Raw genomic sequence first — 24470 nt, forward strand, 5'->3', positions numbered from 1 at the left:
CGCTTCCTTTGTACTCACCCTCTCGGGCTTTCCTCCGGGCGCTTCCCTTCGGTATTTCGTGTTCCCGACTCTATCAGACTCTTTCGTGTCCGATTTCCTCGGTGCCTTTCCGGTTCTCCCTCTCGGGTTTCCCTTTCCGGCGGCTCCGACTCTATCAGATCCTTTCGGGCCCGATTCCCGGTCTCCCGGGGCCAAGTCGGCTTGTCTTCCCGGCTGTTGGGCCGTTCCGACGGTGAGACATTAGCGGAATCCTGGCCCCCGACGCCAATCGGGGCGCGTTCTCGAACGCGGATTCCTCATTTCGCAAAAGCGCACGAAAAATGAGACGACGAGGTGTCGTTCATGAGAAGTGGTTGATGCGGAATGGCTGTCCGGGGACCGACCGGGGTCGGCGCTCACGTCGGACAACTCGGAGAACATTACGTACCGCGGATGGACGTGTCAACCCTCGGCCGGGACACCCTGGCGGGAGGCCGACACGCTCCTGTTCAGGGGCTTCGCGCGGCTGTGACCTCGGGCTTCGGGATCAGGTCGACGTCGGCCCGGTCCCGGTCGGCCCGGTCCCGGTCGGCCCGGGGCGGCGGCGTGTGTCAGCCGGTGCCGGAGGCCAGTGCGCGGCTGCGGTCGCGGGCGGCCTCCAGGGCTGCGATCAGCGCGGCGCGTACGCCGTGGTTCTCCAGCTCTCGGATCGCGCTGATGGTCGTGCCCGCCGGGGACATCACGGCCTCGCGCAGCTTCACCGGGTGCTCACCGCTGTCCCGGAGCATCACGGCGGCGCCGACCGCGGACTGCACGATGAGGTCGTACGCCTGGGCGCGGGGCAGGCCGAGCAGGATTCCGGCGTCGGTCATCGCCTCGACCAGGTAGTAGAAGTACGCCGGACCCGAACCGGAGAGAGCCGTCGCCGCGTCCTGCTGCGACTCCGGTACGCGCAGGGTCTTGCCGACGCCGCCGAAGATTTCCTCCGTATGGGCGAGGTGGTCCGGGGTCGCGTGGCTGCCCCCGCTGATCACCGACATGCCCTCGTCGACCAGGACGGGTGTGTTCGGCATGACGCGTACGACCGGAGTGCCGGAGGCGAGGCGGGCTTCGATGAAGGAGCTCGGGATGCCTGCGGCGGCGCTGATCACCAGACGGTCGTTGGCGAGGTGCGGGGCCAGCTCGTCCAGGAGGCTGCCCATGTCCTGGGGCTTCACGGCGAGGATCAGGGTGTCCCCGCGCTTGGCGGCCTCGGCGTTGGTGACCGCGTCCACGCCGTAGCGGGTGTGGAGTTCTTCGGCGCGTTCCGGGCGGCGGGCGGTCACGAGGAGGCCTGCGGGATGCCGGCCGGCCCGGATCATTCCGCTCAGGAGGGCTTCGCCGATCTTGCCGGTGCCGAGGACTGCGACGGTCTGCGTCATGGGGGTGACCCTCCTGGTGGTGCGCTTGCGTCCCTGCGTCGTCCATCCTCGCACCGGGGGCGAACGCGGCGCGGGTGGTGTCCGAGGGGCGGTACGGGGTGCCCGCGCGCGCGTCTGCGGTGCGCGGCGGGGGGCAGGATCGCGTCCCCACAGGGCGTCGAGCAGGGCCGCCAGGAGGACGGGTTACTTGCGCTTGGGCTTTTTGCGGGTTGCCGGGTTGCCCGCCCGGGTGCCTCGGCGGCGCTCGTACTGGGTGCGGGCCGCCTCGTACTCCTTGCGGTGCAGGGCCTCGCCCGGCGCCTCGGTGAAGGTACGGAAGAAGTACGCGAGCAGGGACCCGATGAAGCCGATGGCCTTGAGGCCCTGGAGGGAGCGGTCCGCCTCCGGGTCGGCCGGGCGGGCCGAGAAGCCCTCCCACGTCTTGCGGAAGGCCAGCGCGCTACAGATCGCGAACATCACGACGACCAGCACGTTCACGAATGTGCCGGTATCGGCGAGTTGCAGCCCCTCGTACGCGAAGCGCAGCACGAAGCACGCCGCCGCGGCCGCCGCCAGTGAGCCGACCGCGGCACCGGCCCGGCGCAGGCCGTACCCGTGGTCGTGGTCCACCCACGTCGTGCCGAAGAAACGGATGGGCTCGGGCTCGGGGCCCGGGGCCCGCCCGCCGGAGGTGGCCCCGCCCCCCTTGCCCGCGTCGGCGCGTTCGCCCGTGTTCTCGCTCATGGGGTCGATTATCCCCGGGTGTCGCCCGGGGAGTCGTTTGCCCCACGACCCGGCATGATCCGAACGAGAGGCACAGCAGGTGTCCGGCGGACCGGGGTCGGGCGCGCGCCCGGCCCGCCAGGCACGGCCTAGGGGGTGTCTGGCGGATCATGGCCGGGGGTGCGGCGCCTGGCACGGCACCTCGCGGCGTTGCCGAAACGCCCCGATAGCTCCGCTATCACGACGTTCCGGCGCCTTGCGATGCACCGCACCAGGCGCCGCACCCTGACCGACCCTGATCCACCAGACACCCCCTAGCCGCAGCGCTGCGCCACGTACCCGTCACTTCCGGTCTTCACATACGCGTCCGCCACGTACCGGCCGTTGCCGATGTTGTCCCAGATGTTCGACGTGCCGTACGGGCCGGACACCCGGGTGCCCGGGGTCTGGCAGTTCACCGGGACCGAGGCGCCCAGGTCCAGCGTGTCGACGATCGTGTAGTCCGTGCCGGGGCCGCTGCGTACGTTCAGTTCGACGCCCGGGGCCACGGGGTAGCGGCGAGCGCCAGTGCCCAGCGATGCCGACGCCGCTGATACCGCTGATACCGCTGATACCGCCGACGCCGTCGAAGTCGACGAGGTCGCCGAGGTAATCGAGGTCGTCGACGTCGTCGTCGCGGGTGCCGCTGCCGCTACCGCTGTTTCGGCCGATTCCGATGTCATGCCCGTCTCCCCCATGTGCTTCCCGTTGCCTTTCCCAGGGCTTCCCGAACGGGGTGCCGTGGGCTTCCCCAAGGGGTGCCATGGGCTTCCCCGGAGGGTCCCGTTGGCTTCCCCGAAGGGTCCCCGTGGGCTTCCCCGATGGCTTCACTCTGCGTGCAACACGCAGGCTAGCAAGCCCCATCGGGCCCGTACCCCCCATCGACTAGGCTCCCCCGGACGCGCGCGTACAACGGACACTCGGGGGTGAGCCATGGCGTCGCCGCGCAGTATCGGGTTCGGGGTGCCGGGCTCCGAGGATCCGGAATCCGTCGGGGTCTACCGGCTGGAATCCGTCCTCGGCTCGGGGGGCATGGGGGTGGTGCATCTGGCCACTTCTCCCTCCGGCATGCGGCTCGCCGTCAAGGTCGTGCACGCCCAGCACGCCGCCGATCCGGAATTCCGGGCGCGGTTCCGGCAGGAGGTGTCGGCGGCCCGGCGGGTCAGCGGCGCCTTCACCGCATCCGTCGTCGACGCCGATCCCGATGCGGCCCGGCCATGGATGGCCACCGTGCACATTCCGGGGCTCACCCTGGCCGAACGGGTCAAGGACAGCGGCCCGTTGGCGGCTGCCGAGGTGCGCCGGCTCGGGGCGGGGCTGGCCGAGGCACTGCGCGACATCCACCGGGCTGGGGTGGTGCACCGCGACCTCAAGCCGAGCAACGTGCTGCTCGCCGCCGACGGGCCCAAGGTCATCGACTTCGGCATCTCGCGTCCGTACGACAGCGATCTGCGCACCGAGACCGGCAAGCTCATCGGCACTCCGCCGTTCATGGCGCCCGAGCAGTTCCAGCGGCCCCGGGAGGTCGGGCCCGCGGCCGACGTGTTCGCCATGGGCGCGGTACTCGTGCACGCGGCGACCGGCAGGGGGCCCTTCGACTCCGAGTCGCCGTACGTCGTGGCCTATCAAGTGGTGCACAACGAGCCGGACTTGAGCGGTGTGCCCGCGGACCTCGTGTCCGTCCTGCGGAGTTGCCTCGCCAAGGATCCCGGCGACCGGCCCACCCCGGACGAGCTGATGTCGGCGCTGCGCTCGGCCGCGTACGGCTCCGAGGCCTCCACCCCTACGCAGCGGTTCCGCAACCCTGTCCGGTCGGAGGGTGCGCGGGGGGCTGGGGCGGAGTTCGCGTCGGAGGCCGCGCAAGGGTCTGGGGCCGGGACCGGAGGCGGAGGCGCGGCCTTTGGTGCGCGGGACGGGGACGGGGCGGCCGGGGCCCGGTCCTCGGGCGCGCCCGCCCGCTCCCCCTTCGCCCGCCGCGCCCGCTGGGGCGTCGCCGCGCTCGCGCTCGTCGGGGTGCTCGGCGCGGGCGTGGCCGCCGTCCGGGCGATGCCCGACGGGACCGGGACCGTGGCCGTCGCGGAACAGCCCGCCGCCGCCCAATTCCGGCCCTGGCAGACGCGGTTGGGCCCGGATGGCGACGGCGGCGGGGAGGACCGTACGGCGTTCTGCTCGGCCGGTGAGCACCCGAGCGCGCTGTACTGCTCGGCGCCCGGCGTCACGCTCGCCCGGCTCGACGCCCTCAGCGGGAAGGTGGTGTGGTCGGTGCCGGGTGCGGGCGGCCGGTCGCTGTCGGACGAGTACGCCCCCGCGGTGGCGGGCGGCCGGGTGCTCGCGCGGGCCCCGCACCAGCCGCTGCGGGCGTACGACGCGGAGACGGGAAAGCCGGCCTGGTCCGCCGACGTGTCGGCGTACTCCGGGGTGCGTCCGGTCGGCGCGGCCGTGCTGCTCACCACGGCGGACGGGCACGTCGCCGCGCTCGACTCCGGCACGGGCAAGGAGATGTGGCGCAAGCCGCTGGGCAGCTCACGGTCCCAGTGGGTCGTGTCCGGAGACGGCATGGTGGCCTACGTCGTCACTGCCTCGGCCGACGGCGGTTCGACGTCCGTGGCCGCCGTCGACCCCGCGACCGGGAACGTCCGGTGGCAGGCCCGTACGCAGGGGCGGCTGCGGCCCGTGACGGCCGACGCCGCGGCCGTGTTCCTGCTGGCCACCGACGCCGGGGGCTTCACATCGGCGGTCGTACGCGTCGACACCGCCACGCACTCCGCGCGGCGCACACCGCTCGCGACCCCGCTGGACCAGGCGCAGGCCGGGGTCGACGGGGACACGGTCCTCCTGTTCGGCGCGGGCGGGACGCTGGCCGCCGTCGACTCCGCGCGCGGCGCCGAACGGTGGCGGCTCGACACGGGCCTCGCCCGCGCCTCGCGGCCCGTCGCCTCGGGCGGCCAGGTGTTCCTGACCGGCGCCGACGGCAGGCTGCTCGTCTTCGACGCGCGCAAGGGAGCACTCGCCGGGCAGACCAACCCCCGTATGAACGGCGGCCGTTACACCTTCACTCCGGCTCTCCCGGCGCCGCTCGCCCTCGGGGGCCGGGTGTATGCCGCGTCGCCCGACGGGTCGGTCTTCGCGGTCGATCCGGGGGACGTGGGCAGTTGGTGACACCCACGTCCCTCCGGGCCCCGTCGCGCCTGTCCTGAGGCGGCCGGGGCCGGCGGGCGTCAGCCCAGCTTCGTCACGTCGCGCACCGCGCCCCGGTCGGCGCTGGTGGCCATCGCCGCGTAGGCGCGCAGCGCGGCGGACACCTTGCGCTCGCGGTTCTTCGGCGCGTACACCCCGCCGAGCGCCACGCGCCTGGTCTCCAACTCGTCGTCGGAGACCAGGAGTTCGATCGTACGGCCGGGGATGTCGATCCGGATGCGGTCGCCGTCCTCGACCAACGCGATGGTGCCGCCGGACGCCGCCTCGGGCGAGGCGTGGCCGATGGAGAGGCCCGAGGTGCCGCCGGAGAAGCGGCCGTCGGTGACCAGCGCGCAGCTCTTGCCGAGGCCTCGGCCCTTGAGGAACGACGTCGGGTACAGCATTTCCTGCATGCCGGGACCGCCCTTGGGGCCCTCGTAGCGGATCACCACCACGTCGCCGTGCGTGATCTGCTTGGTGAGGATCTTGTCGACGGCCTCTTCCTGCGACTCGCAGACCACGGCCGGGCCCTCGAAGGTCCAGATCGACTCGTCGACGCCGGCCGTCTTCACGACACAGCCGTCCTCGGCGAGGTTGCCGCGCAGGACGGCGAGGCCGCCGTCCTTGCTGTACGCGTGGGCCGCGTCGCGGATGCAGCCCTCGGCGGCGTCGGTGTCCAGGGTGTCCCAGCGCTCCGACTGCGAGAACGCGGTCGCGGAGCGGACGCAGCCGGGGGCGGCGTGCCACAGCTCGACGGCCTCGGGGGTCGGGGATCCGCCGCGCACGTCCCAGGCGTCCAGCCACTCCTTGATGGAGCGGGAGTGCACGGTGTGGACGTCCTCGTTGAGCAGGCCCGCGCGGTACAGCTCGCCGAGGATGGCGGGGATGCCGCCGGCGCGGTGCACGTCCTCCATGTAGTACGTACGGTTCTTGCCGACGTTCGGCGCGACCTTGGCCAGGCACGGGACGCGGCGGCTGACGGCGTCCATGTCGCTGAGGCCGTAGTCGAGCTCGGCCTCCTGGGCGGCGGCCAGCAGGTGCAGGATCGTGTTGGTGGAGCCGCCCATCGCGATGTCGAGCGCCATGGCGTTCTCGAACGCGGCGCGGGTCGCGATGGAGCGGGGCAGGACGGAGTGGTCGTCCTGCTCGTAGTGGCGCTTGGTGATGTCGACGACCGTGCGGGCGGCGTTCTCGTACAGCGCGCGGCGGGCGGTGTGGGTCGCGAGGACCGAGCCGTTGCCGGGCAGGCTCAGGCCGATCGCCTCGGTCAGACAGTTCATGGAGTTGGCCGTGAACATGCCGGAACAGGAGCCGCAGGTCGGGCAGGCGTTCTCCTCGATGCGGAGGATGTCCGCGTCGGAGATCTTGTCGTTGACCGCGTCCGAGATCGCGTCGACCAGGTCGAGCGTACGGACCGTGCCGTCGACCAGGGTCGCCTTGCCGGCCTCCATCGGGCCGCCGGAGACGAAGACGGTGGGGATGTTGAGGCGCAGCGCCGCCATCAGCATGCCGGGGGTGATCTTGTCGCAGTTGGAGATGCAGATCAGGGCGTCGGCGCAGTGCGCTTCGACCATGTACTCCACGCTGTCCGCGATGAGGTCGCGGGAGGGCAGGCTGTACAGCATGCCGCCGTGACCCATGGCGATGCCGTCGTCCACGGCGATGGTGTTGAACTCGCGGGGGACGGCGCCGGCCGCCAGGATCGCCTCGCTGACGATCCTTCCCACCGGGGCGAGGTGGGTGTGGCCCGGCACGAACTCGGTGAAGCTGTTCGCCACGGCGATGATCGGCTTGCCGATGTCCTCGCTCGCTACACCGGAGGCCCGCATAAGGGCGCGGGCGCCCGCCATGTTGCGGCCGTGGGTGACTGTGCGGGACCTCAGCTCGGGCATCGTCGCTCGTCTCCTAGGTATGAGGGTGCTCTGGTGTGAGCCTACGCCGGGCTCCAGGATCTGGACGGGTTGTCCGGATGGTGGGACTTGGGGTTCGCGATGTGGGCCTCCCTCCCGGGGGGGTGGGCTCTGGTGTTCGGCGGGGGGCGGGTGCGGCGGGGTGCGGGTGCGGCGGGGTGCGCGTGCGGCGGGGTGCGCGTGCGGCGGGGTGCGCGTGCGGCAGGGTGCGCGTGCGGCAGGGTGCGCGTGCGGCAGGGTGCGCGTGCGGCGGGGTGCGCTGGGGCTCCGCCCCAGGCCCCGGGGGCCCCTCCCCGCCCCTTCCCTAAACCCTCCGGGGGCTGAGGATCCGGCTGCGGGCCGGCGGGCCTGGTCGCGCAGTTCCTCGCGCCCCTGTAGGGCATCCAGCACCAGCCGGTCGCGCCCACCGCGGCAAAGCCGCGCAATGTCACAGCCCCGCGCCCCTGGCTACTTGGTGCGGGTCAGCACGCACATCCTCAGCCCGTCCGGCGATTGAGGACGAGCGCCCTTGAGGCGCGACCGGGGGTGCAGGGGGCGGAGCCCCCGCCCGGGGTCTGGGGCGCAGCCCCAGGGAGCCGCACCCTCAAGTAGCCGCACGGGCGGGAGGGTGGGAAAGCCCCCGGGGTCTGGGGCGCAGCCCCAGGGAGCTGCACCCTCAAGTAGCCGCACGGGCGGGTGGGCGGGCGGACCCCCGGGGTCCGGGGCGGAGCCCCAGGGAGCGCTACCTCGGCGGCGCGGCGCGGGGCCGGCCGGGTCTGTCAGGCGTGGCGGGCCGGCGCGGATGCCAGGTGCAGGCGGGTGAAGGCAAGCGCCTCCGCCAGGTCGGCCTCGCGTTCGGCGGCGGACATCGCCCGCCGGGTGTTGACCTCGATGACGACATGGCCGTCGAAGCCGGTGAGCGCCAGGCGTTCAAGGAGCTCGGCGCACGGCTGGGTGCCGCGCCCCGGCACCAGGTGTTCGTCCTTGGCCGAGCCCCGCCCGTCCGCGAGGTGGACATGGGCCAGCCGGTCGCCCATCCGGTCGACCATGGCCATCGCGTCCGTACGGGAGGTCGCGGCGTGCGACAGATCGACGGTGAAGTGGCGGTAGTCGTCCTTCGTGACGTCCCAGTCGGGGGCGTACGCGAGCATTTCGCGGTCCCGGTAGCGCCACGGGTACATGTTCTCGACGGCGAATCTGACGTCCGTCTCGTCCGCCATCCGCCAGATCCCGTTCACGAAGTCGCGGGAGTACTGACGCTGCCAGCGGAAGGGCGGGTGGACGACCACCGCCGACGCGCCCAGCTTCTCCGCCGCCGCCTTCGCCCGCTGGAGCTTCACCCAGGGGTCGGTGGACCAGACCCGCTGGGTGATCAGCAGACATGGCGCGTGGACGGCCAGGATCGGGACCTGGTGGTAGTCGGAGAGCCGCCGCAGGGCTTCGATGTCCTGGCTGACGGGGTCGGTCCAGACCATGACCTCGACGCCGTCGTAACCCAGGCGTGCGGCGATCTCGAAGGCCGTCGCTGTCGACTCCGGATAGACCGACGCCGTGGACAGGGCGACCTTCGCATCCGGGATGCGCACCACTGGTTCTGCCACCCGGACAGGGTACGGGCCCTCGCCGCCGGGAGGGGAGGCGGTCCGGTGAGCCCGACGAACGTCACACTCGTCGGTGCCCGCTCGCCCGCGCCGGCCGCCCCGGGCCCACGGCCGGCCACCGGCGCCGGTCGTCGGCCTCGCGTCGGCCCCTCGGGTCACCCCGCGTCATCCCACGGGCAGGTGGTCGAGGTGGCGCAGGATCACGCCCTCGCGCAGCGCCCAGGGGCAGACCTCCAGCTCATCGACGTCGAACAGGTCCATCGCGCCCTCCGCGACGAGCGCCCCCGCGAGCAGCTGCCGCGCCCGGCCCACCGACACCCCGGGCAGCGTCGCGCGCTGCTCGGTGGTCATCGCGGCCAGCTTGGGCACCCACTCCCGCAGTGCGGAACGACTCAGGGTGCGCGGCACGTAGGCGCCCTCGCTCGACCGGGCGGCCCCGGCTATCCGCGCGAGCTGCTTGAACGTCTTGGACGTGGCGACGACGTGGTCGGGCCGCCCCGCGCGCGCGAACTCCCCCACCTTGGCGGCGATTTGGGCCCGCACATGGCGCCGCAGGGCCCGTACGTCGGCCGGGTCGGGCGGGTCGCCCGGCAGCCAGCCCGCGGTCAGGCGTCCCGCGCCCAGCGGCAGCGAGACCGCGGCGTGCGGCTCCTCGTCGATGCCGTACGCCACTTCGAGGGAGCCCCCGCCGATGTCGAGCAGGAGCAGTTTGCCCGCCGACCAGCCGTACCAGCGGCGCGCGGCGAGGAAGGTGAGGCGGGCCTCCTCCTCGCCGGAGAGCACGCCGAGGTCGACGCCGGTCTCGTCGCGGACCCGGGCGACGACGAGGTCCGCGTTGCTTGCCTCGCGCACCGCGGAGGTCGCGAAGGGGAGGAGTTCCTGGACACCCTTGTCCTCGGCGGCGAGCAGGGCGTCGCCGATGGTGGCGACGAGCCGGTCGATGCCCACCGGCCCGATCGCACCGTCCTCGTCGAGGAGTTCCGCGAGCCGCAGCTCGGCCTTGTGCGAGTGCGCCGGCAGCGGCGCGGCACCGGCGTGCGCGTCCACCACCAGCAGATGAACCGTGTTCGACCCCACGTCGAGGACTCCGAGTCTCATGGACCGAACGCTACTGCGCGTCCGGAAGTGGCCTCGGACATACGCTTGAGGTGTGCCAAAGACGAACAAGGCGAAGCCGGGCAAAGCCAAGCCCCCGAAGAACCCCGCCCCCGCGATTCAGGACGAGCAGGGGATCGACTTCCCGCGCGCCTGGGTCGAGTTTCCCGACCCCGCCGACGACGAGCAGGTCTTCCGCTGTGACCTGACGTGGCTCACCTCACGGTGGACGTGCATCTTCGGCAGCGGCTGCCAGGGCATCGAGGCGGGCCGGGCCGACGACGGCTGCTGCACGCTCGGCGCCCACTTCTCCGACGAGGACGACGAGAAGCGGGTGGCCGGGCACGTGGCGCGGCTCACGCCCGAGCTGTGGCAGTTCCACGACGTCGGCACCGAGTCGGGCTGGATCCAGACCGACGAGGACGGCGACCGCCAGACCCGCCGCTGGAACGGTTCGTGCATTTTCCAGAACCGGCCGGGCTTCGCGGGCGGCATGGGCTGCTCGCTGCACATCCTCGCCCTCAAGGAGGGCAGGGAGCCGCTGGAGACCAAGCCGGACGTCTGCTGGCAGCTGCCGGTGCGCCGGACGTACGACTGGATCGAGCGGCCCGACGACACCAAGGTGCTCCAGATCTCGATCGGCGAGTACGACCGTCGCGGCTGGGGCCCCGGCGGTCACGACCTGCACTGGTGGTGCACCTCGGCGACCTCCGCCCACGGTGCGGGCGAGCCGGTGTACGTCACGTACCGGCCGGAGCTGACCGAGCTGATGGGTCCGCAGGCGTACGCGGTCCTGGTCGAGCAGTGCGAGGCGCGGCTCGCCTCGCTGCTGCCGCTTGTCGCACCGCACCCCGCCGACCCGGCGCGATGACCCGGCGCGACGCCTCCCGACAACTTCCCTGTTCTCCAAGGGAGTTCATGCGATACGGGCCGGGTCAGCCGCTCTGGGTCGGTGAGGGCGGCGTCTGGGTCGGTGTGGGTGTCGGCGTCGGGGTGGCGCTCTGACTCGGCGGTGTCTGCGTCGGGGTGGGGGTCGGGCTGCCCGGGGTCCGGGTCGGCTCGCTGGTCGGCGAGGCGCTGGATCCCGGCGGGCCGGGGTGGCCGGTGTCGCCCTGGCCGCCGGGGTCGGGCGACGAGGGGACCGCGACCGGGGTGCCGTCGCCGCTGATGCGTACGGCGGCGCCCGACGGCGCCACTTCGACCCGGGCCGACCAGGCGTGCTGCGGCTCAAGGCCGCGATCGACCCGGATGTAGACGGTGACGGCGGCGCCGGGCGCGAGCCGGCCCGCGCTCTGGCTGAACGTGAGCCAGCGGGCGTGACTGCGCAGCGACCAGTCGGCCGGCGCGTCACCGGTCGAGGTGAGCGTCAGGACGGTGGTGTCGCCCGCGGAACTCGCTGCGACCGCGAGCCGGGCGGAGCCCGCGGGGGCGGTCGTGGGGCTGATGACCTCGACCGACACGTCGGGGGCCCGGCTGCCGGCCGTGAAGCGGGCGTCGGGGGCGCTGCGGGCGTTGCCCGCGTTCTCGTAACGGTCGGACGCGTGCCGGTCGAGCCCGCCGGGGGTGTCGGCCTCGCTGGCGGTGACCTTGGCGCCGCTCTCCGGCTCTCCGGTGGCGGGGGCGCCGCGGTAGGCGGCCCAGAGCGCGAAGACGGGGGCTGCGACGACGGTCGCGACGACGGTGGTGGTCACGGCTCGTGCCCGCAGCCGGTCGCGCCGGGCGGCCCGGTCCTTGGGGTCCATCGGGAATCCGGTGCGGTCGAAGCGGGGGGCTCCGCCGCGCGTCCGCGGCACGTGCAGCATCGCGGCCTGGGCGGCGGCCCGTGGCGCCTCGGCCAGCGGCAGCGCGGCCGGCGTGACGGTCGAGCCGGGCCAGGGCCCCGCGGCGCCCGCGCGCTCGGCGGCGCGGCGGCAGCGGGGGCAGTCGTCGACGTGCCTGACCAGCTCGCGGCGCAGCGCCGCGGACAGCAACACCTGGTGGTCGCCGGTGAGTTGGGCGACGGCGGGACAGCCGCCCATCTCGACTACGGCGAGCGCGGCCCGGGTCCGCTCGACCTCGCAGGCGCCGGCGGCGAGCAGTTCGCGCGCGGCCGGGTAGTTCATGCCGAGCACCGATGCGACCTCGCGGGCGCCGAGCTGGTGACGGACCGCGAGTTCGAGCGCTTCGCGCTGCTCGGGGGTGGTGCCGGCGGCCTCGGGCCAGGCGAGCAGGGCGAGTTCGCGGCGCCGGCGCTCCTGCTCCTCGCCGGAGATCTCGACGGCGGGCGCCTCTTCGGTGGCGGCGCGTGCGGTGGTGACGCGTCCGGTGTGGGGGCGTCCCGTGGCGGCCGTCCCCGTGGCGGCCGTCCCCGGAGTGGGCCGGCCCGTGGTGGCGCGTTCCGTGGTGGCGCGTCCCGTGTGGGCGCCCGGCCGGTTGCGTCTGCGCTCGGCGAGCTTGCGCAGACAGGCCCAGCGCGCGAGCGCGTACAGCCACGCCTTGCGTTCGGCCTCGGCCGCCGGGCAGCGCGCGTACTGGCGCTCGGAGACGGCGAGCAGGTCGCCGAGCGCGGCGGTGGCCTCGTCGTGGTCGCACAGGACGGAGAGGCAGTACGTGAACAGGCCGTCCAGGTAGGCCTCGTAACGGGCGGGCGGGCGCTGGGCCAACGTGCGGGGCGCACGGCGCTGCGCCCGGTGTGCGCCGGTGTTGTGCGCTGGTTGATCCAGTCTGCTGCTCGTCACGCGTGCGACCGTAGGCGCAGCATGAGGGGTTCTTCGTACCGGTTGAGCACATTTAATCCTTACGGGTGAACGTATCCCTCAAAGGGGGACAGGAATCGGGAATTCCGTGGCATTTCGCAGCATTCAGCAGCGTTCTGCAGCATGTAAAGGCAGACGCATCACGCACCCTGCAAACGGACGTGCGTGACCGGAGCGACGCCGGGCCGGGGGCATCCACCCGAACGGCGGGGCGCAGAAATCCGGCCCCGCTCCCGGCCCCGCTCCGGTCCCGCTCCGGTCCCGCCTCCGGCCCCTCGCACCGGCCCCGCACGTCCGCCCGGCGGGACTGTCAGTGGGCCCCTATACGGTGACGCCATGGCTGCCCGTACGAAATCCGCGAAGGACCGGCCGTCCTACCGCTGCACCGAATGCGGCTGGACCACCGCCAAGTGGCTCGGCCGTTGCCCCGAGTGCCAGGCGTGGGGGACGGTCGAGGAGTACGGCGCGCCCGCGGTGCGCACCACGGCGGCGGGCCGGGTCTCCACGGCCGCGCTGCCCATCGGCCAGGTGGACGGCCGCCAGGCGACGGCCCGCACCACCGGGGTCGACGAGCTCGACCGGGTGCTCGGCGGCGGCCTCGTGCCGGGCGCGGTCGTGCTGCTCGCGGGCGAGCCCGGCGTCGGCAAGTCCACCCTGCTCCTGGACGTGGCGGCCAAGGCGGCAAGTGACGATCACCGCACGCTCTACATCACGGGCGAGGAGTCGGCGAGCCAGGTGCGGATGCGCGCCGACCGCATCAAGGCGCTGAACGACCACCTCTACCTGGCGGCCGAGACGGACCTGTCGGCCGTGCTCGGCCACCTCGACGCGGTGAAGCCCTCCCTGCTCGTCCTCGACTCCGTACAGACCGTGGCGTCGCCCGAGATCGACGGGGCCCCCGGCGGCATGGCCCAGGTCCGCGAGGTCGCGGGCGCGCTGATCCGCGCCTCCAAGGAACGCGGGATGTCCACGCTCCTGGTGGGCCACGTCACCAAGGACGGCGCGATCGCCGGGCCCCGCCTCCTGGAGCACCTGGTCGACGTCGTCCTCTCCTTCGAGGGCGACCGGCACGCGCGGCTGCGTCTCGTACGGGGCGTCAAGAACCGCTACGGCGCGACCGACGAGGTCGGCTGCTTCGAACTGCACGACGAGGGCATCACCGGTCTCGCCGACCCCAGCGGCCTGTTCCTGACCCGGCGCGACGTGGCGGTGCCCGGCACCTGCCTGACCGTCACCCTGGAGGGCCGCCGCCCGCTGGTCGCCGAGGTGCAGGCGCTCACCGTGGACTCGCAGATCCCCTCCCCGCGCCGCACCACCTCGGGCCTTGAGACCTCGCGCGTCTCGATGATGCTCGCCGTGCTCGAACAGCGCGGCCGCATCACGGCGCTCGGCAAGCGCGACATCTACAGCGCGACGGTGGGCGGAGTGAAGCTCTCCGAGCCCGCCGCCGACCTGGCGATCGCGCTCGCGCTGGCCTCGGCGGCCAGCGACACACCGCTGCCCAAGAACCTGGTCGCGATCGGCGAAGTGGGCCTTGCGGGCGAGGTCAGAAGGGTCACCGGAGTCCAGCGCAGGCTGGCCGAGGCACACCGGCTCGGCTTCACCCACGCCCTGGTGCCGAGCGACCCGGGCAAGGTCCCGGCCGGTATGAAGGTCACGGAAGTCGCCGACATGGGGGACGCGCTGCGGGTCCTCCCGCGCGGGCGTCGGGCACAGGCCCCACGGGAGGAGTAGCCGCGCCGGTAGACTTTGCCCTGGTCTCGCCCGTCCGTACGAGCGGTACGCAAGCAGTACGCGAGCAGTACGCGCCGTATGAGCAACACCGGAGGAGTGCAGTGGCAGCCAACGACCGGGCATCATCACCCGGAAAGTCCGGCACGGGCTCCGGTAACGAAGCGCTGATGCGCGCCGCGCTGAGTGCCGTCGCGCCCGGCACCGCGCTCCGCGACGGCCTGGAGCGCATCCTGCGCGGCAACACCGGCGGTCTGATCGTGCTGGGCCTCGACAAGACCGTCGACTCGATGTGCACAGGCGGCTTCGTCCTGGACGTCGAGTTCGCCGCGACGCGGCTGCGCGAGCTGTGCAAGCTCGACGGCGCGCTCGTCCTCGACAAGGACATCACCAAGATCCATCGGGCCGGTGTGCAGCTCGTGCCGGACGCCGGGATCCCCACCGAGGAGACCGGCACCCGCCACCGCACGGCGGACCGGGTCTCCAAGCAGTGCAACTACCCGGTGGTGTCCGTCAGTCAGTCCATGCGGCTGATCGCGCTGTACGTGAACGGGGAGCGCCGGGTCCTGGAGGAGTCGGCAGCGATCCTGTCCCGCGCGAACCAGGCGCTGGCGACCCTGGAGCGGTACAAGCTCCGCCTCGACGAGGTGGCGGGCACGCTGTCCGCGCTGGAGATCGAGGACCTGGTCACGGTCCGGGACGTCACGGCCGTCGCCCAGCGTCTGGAGATGGTGCGGCGCATCGCGACGGAGATCGCGGAGTACGTGGTGGAGCTGGGCACGGACGGGCGGCTGCTCTCCCTCCAGCTCGACGAGCTGATCGCCGGGGTCGAGCCCGAGCGGGAGCTGGTCGTACGGGACTATGTGCCCGAGCCCACGGCCAAGCGGTCGCGGACGGTGGACGAGGCGCTGCGCGAGCTCAACGACCTCACGCACGCGGAACTGCTCGAACTGCCCATAGTGGCACGGGCGTTGGGCTACAGCGGCTCCCCCGAGACGCTGGACTCCGCGGTGTCCCCGCGGGGCTACCGGCTCCTTGCGAAGGTGCCGCGGCTGCCGGGGGCGATCATCGAGCGGCTGGTCGAGCACTTCGGCGGGTTGCAGAAGTTGCTGGCCGCGTCGGTGGACGACCTTCAGACGGTCGACGGGGTCGGGGAGGCGCGGGCGCGGAGTGTCCGTGAGGGGTTGTCGCGGCTGGCCGAGTCTTCGATTCTGGAGCGGTATGTGTAAGTAGGGGGTTCGCCCACCCGCCCGCCCGTGCGGCTACTTGAGGGTGCAGCTCCCTGGGGCTGCGCCCCAGACCCCCTCTCGCGCCTGAACGGCGCTTGTCCTCAATCGCCGGACAGGCTGAAGATGCCCCCGCTCGCACCCTGCCGGCGGCGCGGGGAACTGCGCGGCCAGCCCCCACAGCCCGCAGTGAACAACCGGCTTTGGGGGCGCGGGGAACTGCGCGAGAAGCGACCACGGTCGGCGGACGAAGGCGGTTTGGGGGCGCGGGGAACTGCGCGGCCAGCCCCCGCGCCCGCAGTGAACAACCGGTTTTGGGGCGCGGGGAACTGCGCGAGAAGCGAGCACGGTCGGCACCGAAAACCGGCCCTTCCCTGGGGGCGCGGGGAACTGCGCGGGTCGTCATCCCCGGTGGGTTTGGGGGAAGGGCGGGGTGGGGGCTAGGGGGTGTCTGGTGGATCAGGGTCGGTCAGGGTGCGGCGCCTGGTGCGGTGCATCGCAAGGCGCCGGAACGTCGTGATAGCGGAGCTATCGGGGCGTTTCGGCAACGCCGCGAGGTGCCGTGCCAGGCGCCGCACCCCCGGCCATGATCCACCAGACACCCCCTAATCCCTTGACAGGGCGAATGACGCTCGCGCCACCGGCAGCCCGGGGAAGTGGGCCTCGACCAGATACGTGCCGGGCTCCACCGCCCCCGCGGGCGGTGTCGCACAGCTGGGCGCGGACTTCCCCCGGTCCCACTCCACCGTGTGCGTGATGGACGAGCTGCCCGGCACCTGGAAGAACGCGCTCGCGTCACCCGAGGGGCAGTCCTCCGTGGACCACACCCGGTCGTTGCCGGTGGAGGTGACCGTCACGACCGCCCCCTTGGGCCCGAGGTCCGCCTTGCAGGTGGACGCCGCGTTGTTCTTGACGACGACCTCGATACGGGGCTTCTCACCGGGCGCGTACGACGTCTTGGTGCTGCGCAGGGTCAGGGACAGCGAGCCCGGCGCGCAGGTCGGCAGGCTCGACCCGGCCGGCACCTGGGTGCCCGCGTTGCCACCGCCACCGCCGCCACCGCCGCTCGAACTCCCGCCGCCGGAACCGGATTCGGAGCCCGCCGAGCCGCCCGGGCCCGTACCCGTACCGCCGTCACCGGAGGTGCTTCCGCCGGAACCGCCCGGCCCGCCCGAACCGCCCGAGCCGCTGGATTCGTCGCGGCCGCCGGGCGCGGTGCTGATCGCGGGCCCCGAGCCGGAGGGGCCCGGAGTGATCGAATGCGTGGGATCGGGGCCCTTGTTGGTGCCGCCGCTCCTGTTCCCGCTGCCGCCACCGGACATGACGGCCCACAGGACAAGGACGGCGAGCAGCGCGATCAAGGACAGCGCGACTGCCCTCCGTCGCCAATAGATGGAGGAGGGAAGCGGCCCGACCGGATTGCGCAGAGATCCCACGCACCGAACCTTACGAGAGATCGGCGCCAACTCCCGCCCCACCCGCCGCCACTCCGCCCAAGTTTTGCGGATCATCATCCCGGAGCCAAGCACTCCGAGACGAGGAGGCCATGCTCCGGCAACCCCACGGTCGGCTCGTGGTCGCCGCTCCTTCATCATTCATACTGTCCGTCACCATGGATAGTGAGCTCTACCGCAACATCACCGACTTCGCCCACGACATGCCGTCCTGGGTGCAGAGTTTCGTCGAGGTCTGGACGGAGCTCGGCCTGCTGCTGTTCGGCGTGCTGTTCGTCTGCGCCTGGTGGCGGGCCCGGCGCCGGGACACGACGTCGTTCGCCCTCGCCCTGCTCGCGCCCCTGGCGACGGCGGCCGCCTATGTGTGCAGCGAGGTGATCAAGTCGCTGATCGACGAGGAGCGGCCCTGCCGGGCCGTGGCGGGCGCCGCGGCCTCGCTGATCGCCTGCCCCGCCCACGGCGACTGGTCGTTCCCCTCCAACCACGCCACCATCGCGGGCGCCGCCGCTCTCGCGCTGGCCCTGGCCTGGTCCCGGATCTGGCTGCTCACCGTGCCGATGGCGCTCGCCATGGCCTTCTCGCGGGTGTTCGTCGGGGTCCACTACCCGCACGACGTGGCCGTCGGACTGCTGCTCGGTTCGCTGATCGCGCTGCTCGTCGTCAAGGGCGGCGCCCGGCCGGTCCGGGCGCTGGCGGAGGCGATGCGTACGAGCGACGTCTCGGCGGTCGCCTGGTTCGCGGGACCCGGCGCGCGTCCGCATGCCAGGCAGCACGCACGCCGCTGAGGACGCCGCGCGCCCCCTTCCGGGGCCGGACATGCCAGGATCGGCTCTGCGATGAACATTCTGCCGACGACGCCCCCCGTGTCCACCGTGTCCACGAACGAGACGACCGAGCCCGCCGTCCTCCACGAATCCGTCATCGGATGGTTCGGCGAGCACGCCCGCGACCTGCCCTGGCGACGCCCCGAGGCGGGCGCCTGGGGCGTGATGGTCAGCGAGTTCATGCTCCAGCAGACCCCCGTCAGCCGTGTCCTGCCGGTGTACGAGCAGTGGCTGGCGCGCTGGCCGCGCCCCGCCGACCTGGCCGCCGACGCGCCCGGCGAAGCCGTACGCGCCTGGGGCCGGCTCGGCTATCCCCGCCGGGCGCTGCGCCTGCACGGCGCCGCCCTCGCCATAACGGAACGGCACGGCGGCGACGTACCGGCCGACCACGGGCAGCTGCTCGCGCTGCCCGGCATCGGCGAGTACACGGCCGCCGCGGTCGCCTCGTTCGCGTACGGGCAGCGCCACGCCGTCCTCGACACCAATGTGCGCCGGGTCTTCGCGCGCGCCGTGACCGGCGTGCAGTACCCGCCGACCGCGACCACCGCCGCCGAGCGGCGCCTGGCCCGCGCGCTGCTGCCCGAGGACGAGGCCACCGCGGCCCGTTGGGCGGCCGCCTCCATGGAGCTCGGCGCGCTGGTGTGCACCGCGAAGAACGAGACGTGCGTACGCTGCCCGATCGCCGAGCGGTGTGCCTGGCGGCTTGCCGGGAAGCCCGCGCATCAGGGCCCCGCGCGGCGCGGCCAGACGTACGCGGGCACCGACCGTCAGGTGCGCGGCCGGCTGCTCGCCGTGCTGCGGGAGGCCACCGGGTCCGTGCCGCGGGCGGCGCTCGACGTGGTGTGGCCCGAGCCGGTGCAGCGGGCCCGGGCGCTCGACGGTCTGGTCGCGGACGGCCTCGTGGAGCCACTGGAGGGCGGCTGCTACCGGCTGCCCCAGTCCCGTCCGGTCCCGACGGGTCCGTCCGGTCCCGAGGGCCCCGTCCGGTCCTGACCGTCGCGGCAACCGTCGACCGTCCCGGCAACCGTCGACCGTCGACCGCCGCGGCAACCATCGCGGGGGCGGGTCCGTGCGGCCCGCGTCCCGGGATCGCCCTGGCCGCAGCGTCCGGCCGTGTTGCCGGGCCCGGTTGCCGGCCGTGTTGCCGGGCCGTGTTGCAGGGCCGTGTTGCAGGGCCGTGTTACCGACAGCGGGTCTCGACATCGTTGCCGACAGCGGTCCCGACATCGTTGCCGACAGCGTTGTCCGACTGAGCCCGTAACGTCCGGAAGAGCGGCGTTACCCCTGGAAAGCGGCGGTAAACCTCGGCTGTTACACAACCGATGGCTCACCGTGCGTCCGCCGACGGCTCCCCCGCACAGGCTCGTGACAAGTCGTCCGTAGCTTCATTCCCGTAAGAGACCAGCAGGACGAGCGGGACCAGCTCACGGGGACGACGGAGGCGGTTGGGTATGGCGCAGGGCGAGGTGCTTGAGTTCGAGGAGTACGTACGCACCCGGCAGGACGCGCTGTTGCGCAGTGCCCGGCGGCTGGTTCCGGACCCGGTGGACGCGCAGGACCTCCTCCAGACCGCGCTGGCCCGCACCTACGGCCGCTGGGACGGCATCGCCGACAAGACCCTCGCCGACGCCTATCTGCGCCGGGTCATGATCAACACGCGGACCGAGTGGTGGCGCGCCCGCAAGCTCGAAGAGGTGCCGACCGAGCAGCTGCCCGACGCCCGCGTCGAGGACGGCTCCGAGCAGCGCGCCGACCGCGCCCTGCTGATGGACGTCCTGAAGGTCCTGGCCCCCAAGCAGCGCAGCGTCGTCGTGCTGCGACACTGGGAGCAGATGAGCACCGAGGAGACGGCCGCGGCCCTCGGCATGTCGGCCGGCACGGTCAAGAGCACGCTGCACCGGGCGCTGGCCCGGCTCCGCCAGGAGCTGGAGAGCCGCGAGCTCGACTTCCGTGCCCTGGAGCACGGCAACGCGGGCGAGGTAAAGGGGCGGGAGCGGTGCGCGGCCTGAACAGGCACAGGGGGAGCGCTTTGACGGCGGGGACCACGGCACTGGCCGGGATCTCCGCCATCGGGCTGTTGGTGTCCGGCTGTTCCACGGGCGGCACCGGCACCCGGGACGAGGGGGAGGCGGCGCAGCCCGACAAGGTGGCTCACGCCACGCCGTCGCCGAGCGCGTCGAGCCCCGCGCCCTTCGCGAAGGTCGACCCGGTGCGGCTCCTCAAGAGCGACCCGAAGGTCAGCGCCCGCGTCAAGACCCAGCTCAAGCCCTGCACCAAGGACGAGTACCCCATCGACGTCTCGTACGGGCACCTGACCGGCGCGACCGGCCAGGACGTCGTCGTGAACGTCATGAACTGCGCCGACGCGGTGGGCCTCGGCTCGTATGTGTACCGCGCGTCCGGGACCTCGTACGACAACGTCTTCACCGCCGAGGAGACCCCCGTGTACGCCGAGATCGACCGGGGCGACCTGGTGGTGACCCGGCAGATGTACGCACCCGGCGACAAGCCGGCCTTCGCCTCGAGCGAGGTCGTGACCACCTACCACTGGTCGGGCGGGACGGCCGGCAAGTTCGCCCAGCAGAGCCAGGTGGAGAACGACTACAGCAAGGCGGTCGACGGTGACGGAACCGCCGCCCCCGTGCCCGCCTCGCCCTGACCCGGTGGGCCTCGCGGCGGCGGGGGGCACGGCGGGCATGCCGCAGACTGGGTACTGCGCCCGGGCCCTCGGCCCTACCGTTGGGCGCGGGAAAAGACCGCCGGAGAACTGAGAGAGCAGCGCGATGGCCGAAACCCATGTCCTGTTCGTCGAGGACGACGACGTCATCCGTGAAGCCACCCAGCTCGCCCTTGAGCGGGACGGCTTCACCGTGACCGCCATGCCCGACGGGCTCTCCGGCCTTGAGGCGTTCCGCGCCGACCGGCCGGACATCGCCCTGCTCGACGTGATGCTGCCGGGGCTCGACGGGGTCAGCCTGTGCCGCCGGATCCGCGACGAGTCGACGGTGCCGGTCATCATGCTGTCCGCGCGCGCCGACTCCATCGACGTCGTCCTCGGTCTTGAGGCCGGCGCGGACGACTACGTCACGAAGCCCTTCGACGGAGCGGTCCTGGTCGCCCGGATCCGTGCCGTGCTGCGCCGCTTCGGCCACGCGGGCGGCCCCGGCGCCGCCACCGAGACCTCCGACGAGGCGCCCGAGCGGGGGCTCGCCTTCGGCGACATCGAGATCGACACCGAGGGCATGGAGGTCCGCAAGGACGGCGCGCCCGTCGCCCTGACGCCGACCGAGATGCGGCTGCTGCTCGAATTCTCCTCGGCGCCCGGCACCGTCCTGTCCCGCGACAAGCTCCTTGAGCGGGTCTGGGACTACGGCTGGGGCGGCGACACCCGGGTAGTGGACGTGCATGTGCAGCGGCTGCGCACCAAGATCGGGCAGGACCGGATCGAGACCGTCCGTGGCTTCGGCTACAAGTTGAAGGCATGAGGGACAGATGAGGCGCCCTGCCCTGCGCACCGGCGTGCGGTGGAAGATCAGCATCGCGATCACCGCGGTCGGTGCGCTCACCGTGATGGCGCTGAGCCTTGTCGTGCACAACGCCGCCCGCGTCTCGATGCTCGACAACGCCCGCGAAGTGCAGATGGAACGGCTCAACTTCGCGCAGAACTACTACGAGACGAGCAACAAGCGGGTCCGCTTCGGCACCAAGCTGAACGATCCCGCGCTGCCGCCCACCCTGAAGACCCGGGCGCTCCAGGGCCGCAAGGTCTCCTCGGTGCAGGAGCGCGGCAGTGGGCCGCCCGACATCTGGGCCGCCGTGCCGGTGGGCAACGGCGACGTCCTGTCGCTGCACTCCACGTTCACCGACCGCAGTTCCAATGTGATGGCCGACCTCGACCGCGCGCTCGTCATCGGCTCGGTCGCGGTCGTGTTCGGCGGCTGCGCGCTCGGCATCCTCATCGGCGGCCAGATCTCGCGCCGGCTGCGCAAGGCGGCCGACGCGGCGGGCAGGGTCGCCGAGGGCAACACCGACGTACGGGTGCGGGACGCCATCGGCGGTTTCGTACGCGACGAGACCGACGAGCTGGCCCGCGCGGTGGACGCGCTGACCGACGCGCTCCAGGAACGCATCGAGGCCGAGCGCCGGGTCACCGCGGACATCGCGCACGAGCTGCGCACCCCGGTCACCGGGCTGCTCACCGCCGCCGAACTCCTGCCGCCGGGCCGCCCCACCGAGCTGGTGCGCAACCGGGCGCAGGCCATGCGCACCCTGGTCGAGGACGTCCTTGAGGTCGCCCGGCTCGACAGCGCGTCCGAGCGGGCCGAGCTCCAGGACATCGCGCTCGGCGAGTTCGTCAGCCGCCGGGTCGCCGCGTTCGACCCCGAGGTGAAGGTGCGGGTCGTCCACGAGTCGTGGGTCAGCACCGATCCGCGCCGCCTGGAACGCATCCTGGGCAACCTGCTGGGCAATGCCGCCAAGCACGGCGGCGGGCCGGTGGAGGTCACCGTCGAGGGCCGCGTCGTACGGGTCCGCGACCACGGGGCCGGTTTCCCCGAGGCGCTGCTGCGCGAGGGGCCGAGCCGGTTCCGTACCGGGTCGAGCGACCGGGCGGGCAACGGGCACGGCCTGGGTCTGACGATCGCCGCGGGCCAGGCCAGGGTGCTGGGCGCCCGGCTCACGTTCCGCAACGTCGCACCCGAGGGCGCGTCCGGCGCCCCGGGCGCGGGCGGCGCGATCGCCGTGCTCTGGCTCCCCGAGCACGCGCCGACCAACACCGGCACCTTCCCCGTCCTGGCCCCCGCCAAGGGCGCCCGCCGGGCGTAGGCGCGCCGCCGGGCGTAGGCGCGCCGCCGGGCGTAGGCGCGCCGCCGGGCGTAGGCGCGCCGCCTGGCGTAGGCGCGCCGCCGGGCCGTTGCGGTCCGTGCCGGTCGGCGCGGGTCGGCTGCGGTCCGCGCGGGTCGGCTGCGAGCCGTGCCGGTCGGTTGCGAGCCGCGCCCGTGCGCGCGGGTCCGCTGCGAGCCGTGCCACATCGCACCGTGTTCCCGGACGGCGTTCCGGGGACCGGTGGGGCGTCAACGGCCAGCCACGGCAACACTATTGACCATGCATGAGGGTCAACGCACATCACCGTCCGTCCTTCCGGCCGCGCCCGCGCGCCCGGAGGCTCCCGCGTCCGGGGAGGCCGAACGGCGGGCCACCTGGTTCGAGTTGTTCTGCGACCTCGTCTTCGTCGCGGCCGTCGGCCAGGTCACCCACCGCATCAGCGCCCACCCCGGCCTCGGCTCGGTCGCCGCCGCGGCCGCCCTGTTCGTGCCGCTGTGGTGGACATGGGTGCTGTACGCGGTGCGAGCCAACCGGGCGGACCGGGACGTCACATCGCACCGGCTGCTCACCATGGCGGGGCTCGTGGCGGTGTGCGGCCTCGCGGTGTTCGTGGGCGCCGTGGGAACCTCCGACGGCGCGGACACCGGCTTCGCCCTGTCCTACCTCGGCGCGCGGCTCGGCGTCGCGGCGCTGTACGCCCTTGAGGCCCGGCGCGATCGCCGGCTGGTCCCGCTGCTGCGTTCCTTCGCCGCCGGGTCGGTCGTCTCGGCGCTGTTCTGGGCGGGCGGCGCGCCACTGGCCCCCGCGGGCCCGGTCCGGTACGGGCTCTGGGCCTGCGGGATGGCGGTCGACCTGGCCATTCCGCTGCTCTCGGGCCGCCGGGTCGCCAAGGCCGCGCACCACACCGACCATCTGCGCGAACGGTTCGGCCTCTTCACCATCATCGTGCTCGGCGAGTCGGTGCTCGGCTTCACCAACGGGCTCGTCCAGGCACGCTCGGCCGGTCCCGCGATGGTGACCGGAGCCGCCGCCTTCGTGCTGTGCGCCTGTCTGTGGTGGTCGTACTTCAGCGCCAGCGGGACCCGCCCCGGCGCGCACGCCGAACTCGCCCACAGTCCACGGCTGTTGCACATCTACGTCCTGGGTCATCTGCCCGTGCAGCTCGGGCTCGCCGTGGCGGGCGGCGCGGTGGGCACGGCGGTGCTCGGCTCGGGAAGCCGGCTCACCACGGCGTCGGCGCTGTGCGTCCTCGGCGGGGTCTCGCTGTTCCTGCTGGCCACGGCGGGGGTGCGGGCGGCTTTCACGGGCGTACGCGAGCGGGTGGTGCGGGTGCGGGTGGGGGCGGCGCTGGTGGTGGCCGCGTTGGTGCCGGGGGCGGGGTTGGTGCCGGTGTGGGGGGTGCTGGTGGCTGTGGCCGTGCTGCTCGCCCTGTGCGTTGTGGCGGAGGCGCCGGTGCATCGGGGCGGGGCGGGCGGGTGAGCGTGCGCCATGGGGCTCCGCCCTGGACCCCGGGGGGGGTTCGCCCACCCGCCCGCCCGTGCGGCTACTTGAGGGTGCAGCCCCCCGGGGCTCCGCCCCAGACCCCGGGGGACGTTGCCCACCCACCCGCCCGTGACGGATGCCGGAGGGTGCAGCTCCCTGGGGCTCCGCCCCAGACCCCAGGGGGTTTTCCCACCCACCCGCCCGTACAGCGCATTGAATGAGCTGACCCCTGGGGCTGCGCCCCAGACCCCATGCGGGGGCTCCGCCCCCTGCACCCCCGTTCGCGCCTGA

At 73.0% G+C, this 24470-nt stretch carries 19 protein-coding genes; 11 read left to right on the forward strand and 8 right to left on the reverse strand.

The window, feature by feature from the left end; all coding sequences use genetic code 11:
* Positions 1-590 precede the first annotated feature (590 nt).
* From proC to ACGFW5_RS34375, 3 genes are all read right to left on the reverse strand, one after another.
* On the reverse strand, positions 591-1400 hold the full coding sequence (gene proC / locus ACGFW5_RS34365) for a pyrroline-5-carboxylate reductase (RefSeq protein ID WP_393838273.1): 810 nt from the start codon (positions 1398-1400) through the stop codon (positions 591-593).
* Positions 1401-1583: 183 nt separating this feature from the next.
* Entirely contained in the window at positions 1584-2123 is a 540-nt protein-coding gene (locus ACGFW5_RS34370) for a hypothetical protein (protein ID WP_393838274.1), read from the reverse strand.
* 293 nt (positions 2124-2416) lie between these two features.
* Positions 2417-2824 carry a peptidase gene (locus ACGFW5_RS34375; protein ID WP_393838275.1) on the reverse strand — a complete coding sequence of 136 codons (408 nt, stop codon included), beginning with the start codon at positions 2822-2824 and terminating at the stop codon, positions 2417-2419.
* Between the two features lie 250 nt (positions 2825-3074).
* Between ACGFW5_RS34375 and ACGFW5_RS34380 the strand changes: the two genes are divergently transcribed.
* The gene (locus ACGFW5_RS34380) at positions 3075-5300 is read left to right on the forward strand and encodes a PQQ-binding-like beta-propeller repeat protein (protein WP_393838276.1); all 2226 of its coding nucleotides are present in this window, start codon (positions 3075-3077) and stop codon (positions 5298-5300) included.
* Positions 5301-5359: 59 nt separating this feature from the next.
* Here the strand turns inward: ACGFW5_RS34380 and ilvD are convergent, their stop codons facing one another.
* From ilvD to ACGFW5_RS34395, 3 genes are all read right to left on the reverse strand, one after another.
* Complete coding sequence (gene ilvD, locus ACGFW5_RS34385) at positions 5360-7210, reverse strand: dihydroxy-acid dehydratase (RefSeq protein ID WP_393838277.1); 1851 nt, start codon at positions 7208-7210, stop codon at positions 5360-5362.
* A gap of 776 nt (positions 7211-7986) precedes the next feature.
* Positions 7987-8808, reverse strand: coding sequence for a sugar phosphate isomerase/epimerase family protein (locus ACGFW5_RS34390; RefSeq protein ID WP_393838278.1), 822 nt, complete (start codon positions 8806-8808; stop codon positions 7987-7989).
* Positions 8809-8973: 165 nt separating this feature from the next.
* Complete coding sequence (locus ACGFW5_RS34395; protein WP_393838279.1) at positions 8974-9906, reverse strand: Ppx/GppA family phosphatase; 933 nt, start codon at positions 9904-9906, stop codon at positions 8974-8976.
* A gap of 52 nt (positions 9907-9958) precedes the next feature.
* Between ACGFW5_RS34395 and ACGFW5_RS34400 the strand changes: the two genes are divergently transcribed.
* Positions 9959-10774: a hypothetical protein gene (locus tag ACGFW5_RS34400; RefSeq protein ID WP_393838280.1), complete on the forward strand. Its 816-nt coding sequence runs from the start codon at positions 9959-9961 to the stop codon at positions 10772-10774.
* A 64-nt stretch (positions 10775-10838) separates the two neighbouring features.
* Here ACGFW5_RS34400 and ACGFW5_RS34405 read toward each other — a convergent pair whose 3' ends face one another.
* The gene (locus ACGFW5_RS34405) at positions 10839-12620 is read right to left on the reverse strand and encodes a hypothetical protein (protein WP_393838281.1); all 1782 of its coding nucleotides are present in this window, start codon (positions 12618-12620) and stop codon (positions 10839-10841) included.
* A 354-nt stretch (positions 12621-12974) separates the two neighbouring features.
* Here ACGFW5_RS34405 and radA point away from each other — a divergent pair, with 354 nt between their 5' ends.
* Both radA and disA read left to right on the forward strand, forming a co-directional pair.
* On the forward strand, positions 12975-14372 hold the full coding sequence (radA, locus tag ACGFW5_RS34410) for a DNA repair protein RadA (protein WP_393838282.1): 1398 nt from the start codon (positions 12975-12977) through the stop codon (positions 14370-14372).
* Between the two features lie 101 nt (positions 14373-14473).
* Positions 14474-15598 (forward strand): DNA integrity scanning diadenylate cyclase DisA, encoded by a 1125-nt coding sequence (gene disA / locus ACGFW5_RS34415; RefSeq protein WP_362729451.1) that lies wholly within the window; start codon positions 14474-14476, stop codon positions 15596-15598.
* 602 nt (positions 15599-16200) lie between these two features.
* Here the strand turns inward: disA and ACGFW5_RS34420 are convergent.
* A complete protein-coding gene (locus tag ACGFW5_RS34420) occupies positions 16201-17031 on the reverse strand; it encodes a hypothetical protein (RefSeq protein WP_393838283.1) in 831 nt (276 codons plus the stop codon).
* A gap of 176 nt (positions 17032-17207) precedes the next feature.
* Here ACGFW5_RS34420 and ACGFW5_RS34425 point away from each other — a divergent pair, with 176 nt between their 5' ends.
* The 7 genes from ACGFW5_RS34425 (at position 17208) to ACGFW5_RS34455 (ending at position 24176) form a co-directional block, all read left to right on the forward strand.
* Entirely contained in the window at positions 17208-17834 is a 627-nt protein-coding gene (locus ACGFW5_RS34425; RefSeq protein ID WP_393838284.1) for a phosphatase PAP2 family protein, read from the forward strand.
* Positions 17835-17885: 51 nt separating this feature from the next.
* Positions 17886-18866 (forward strand): A/G-specific adenine glycosylase, encoded by a 981-nt coding sequence (locus ACGFW5_RS34430; RefSeq protein ID WP_393838285.1) that lies wholly within the window; start codon positions 17886-17888, stop codon positions 18864-18866.
* A 458-nt stretch (positions 18867-19324) separates the two neighbouring features.
* A complete protein-coding gene (locus ACGFW5_RS34435) occupies positions 19325-19882 on the forward strand; it encodes a SigE family RNA polymerase sigma factor (protein WP_393838286.1) in 558 nt (185 codons plus the stop codon).
* Between the two features lie 20 nt (positions 19883-19902).
* Positions 19903-20532: a hypothetical protein gene (locus ACGFW5_RS34440; RefSeq protein ID WP_393838287.1), complete on the forward strand. Its 630-nt coding sequence runs from the start codon at positions 19903-19905 to the stop codon at positions 20530-20532.
* Positions 20533-20656: 124 nt separating this feature from the next.
* Positions 20657-21358, forward strand: a complete 702-nt coding sequence (gene cseB, locus ACGFW5_RS34445; RefSeq protein ID WP_393838288.1) for a two-component system response regulator CseB — start codon at positions 20657-20659, stop codon at positions 21356-21358.
* Between the two features lie 7 nt (positions 21359-21365).
* Positions 21366-22697 carry a two-component system sensor histidine kinase CseC gene (gene cseC, locus ACGFW5_RS34450; RefSeq protein WP_393838289.1) on the forward strand — a complete coding sequence of 444 codons (1332 nt, stop codon included), beginning with the start codon at positions 21366-21368 and terminating at the stop codon, positions 22695-22697.
* A 279-nt stretch (positions 22698-22976) separates the two neighbouring features.
* Positions 22977-24176: a low temperature requirement protein A gene (locus tag ACGFW5_RS34455; protein WP_393838290.1), complete on the forward strand. Its 1200-nt coding sequence runs from the start codon at positions 22977-22979 to the stop codon at positions 24174-24176.
* Positions 24177-24470: the final 294 nt, after the last annotated feature.

It is taken from the genome of Streptomyces sp. NPDC048416 (assembly GCF_043200435.1).
GTDB lineage: Bacteria > Actinomycetota > Actinomycetes > Streptomycetales > Streptomycetaceae > Streptomyces.

Bases quoted from the DNA above. Each gene is read 5' to 3' on its own strand.
- ACGFW5_RS34370 (WP_393838274.1), bottom strand. From the start codon at position 2,123: ATGAGCGAGAACACGGGCGAACGCGCCGACGCGGGCAAGGGGGGCGGG.
- proC (WP_393838273.1), bottom strand. From the start codon at position 1,400: ATGACGCAGACCGTCGCAGTCCTCGGCACCGGCAAGATCGGCGAAGCC.
- ACGFW5_RS34435 (WP_393838286.1), top strand. From the start codon at position 19,325: ATGGCGCAGGGCGAGGTGCTTGAGTTCGAGGAGTACGTACGCACCCGG.
- ACGFW5_RS34455 (WP_393838290.1), top strand. From the start codon at position 22,977: ATGCATGAGGGTCAACGCACATCACCGTCCGTCCTTCCGGCCGCGCCC.
- ACGFW5_RS34430 (WP_393838285.1), top strand. From the start codon at position 17,886: ATGAACATTCTGCCGACGACGCCCCCCGTGTCCACCGTGTCCACGAAC.
- radA (WP_393838282.1), top strand. From the start codon at position 12,975: ATGGCTGCCCGTACGAAATCCGCGAAGGACCGGCCGTCCTACCGCTGC.
- cseB (WP_393838288.1), top strand. From the start codon at position 20,657: ATGGCCGAAACCCATGTCCTGTTCGTCGAGGACGACGACGTCATCCGT.
- cseC (WP_393838289.1), top strand. From the start codon at position 21,366: ATGAGGCGCCCTGCCCTGCGCACCGGCGTGCGGTGGAAGATCAGCATC.
- ACGFW5_RS34395 (WP_393838279.1), bottom strand. From the start codon at position 9,906: ATGAGACTCGGAGTCCTCGACGTGGGGTCGAACACGGTTCATCTGCTG.
- ACGFW5_RS34375 (WP_393838275.1), bottom strand. From the start codon at position 2,824: ATGACATCGGAATCGGCCGAAACAGCGGTAGCGGCAGCGGCACCCGCG.
- ilvD (WP_393838277.1), bottom strand. From the start codon at position 7,210: ATGCCCGAGCTGAGGTCCCGCACAGTCACCCACGGCCGCAACATGGCG.
- ACGFW5_RS34380 (WP_393838276.1), top strand. From the start codon at position 3,075: ATGGCGTCGCCGCGCAGTATCGGGTTCGGGGTGCCGGGCTCCGAGGAT.
- ACGFW5_RS34425 (WP_393838284.1), top strand. From the start codon at position 17,208: ATGGATAGTGAGCTCTACCGCAACATCACCGACTTCGCCCACGACATG.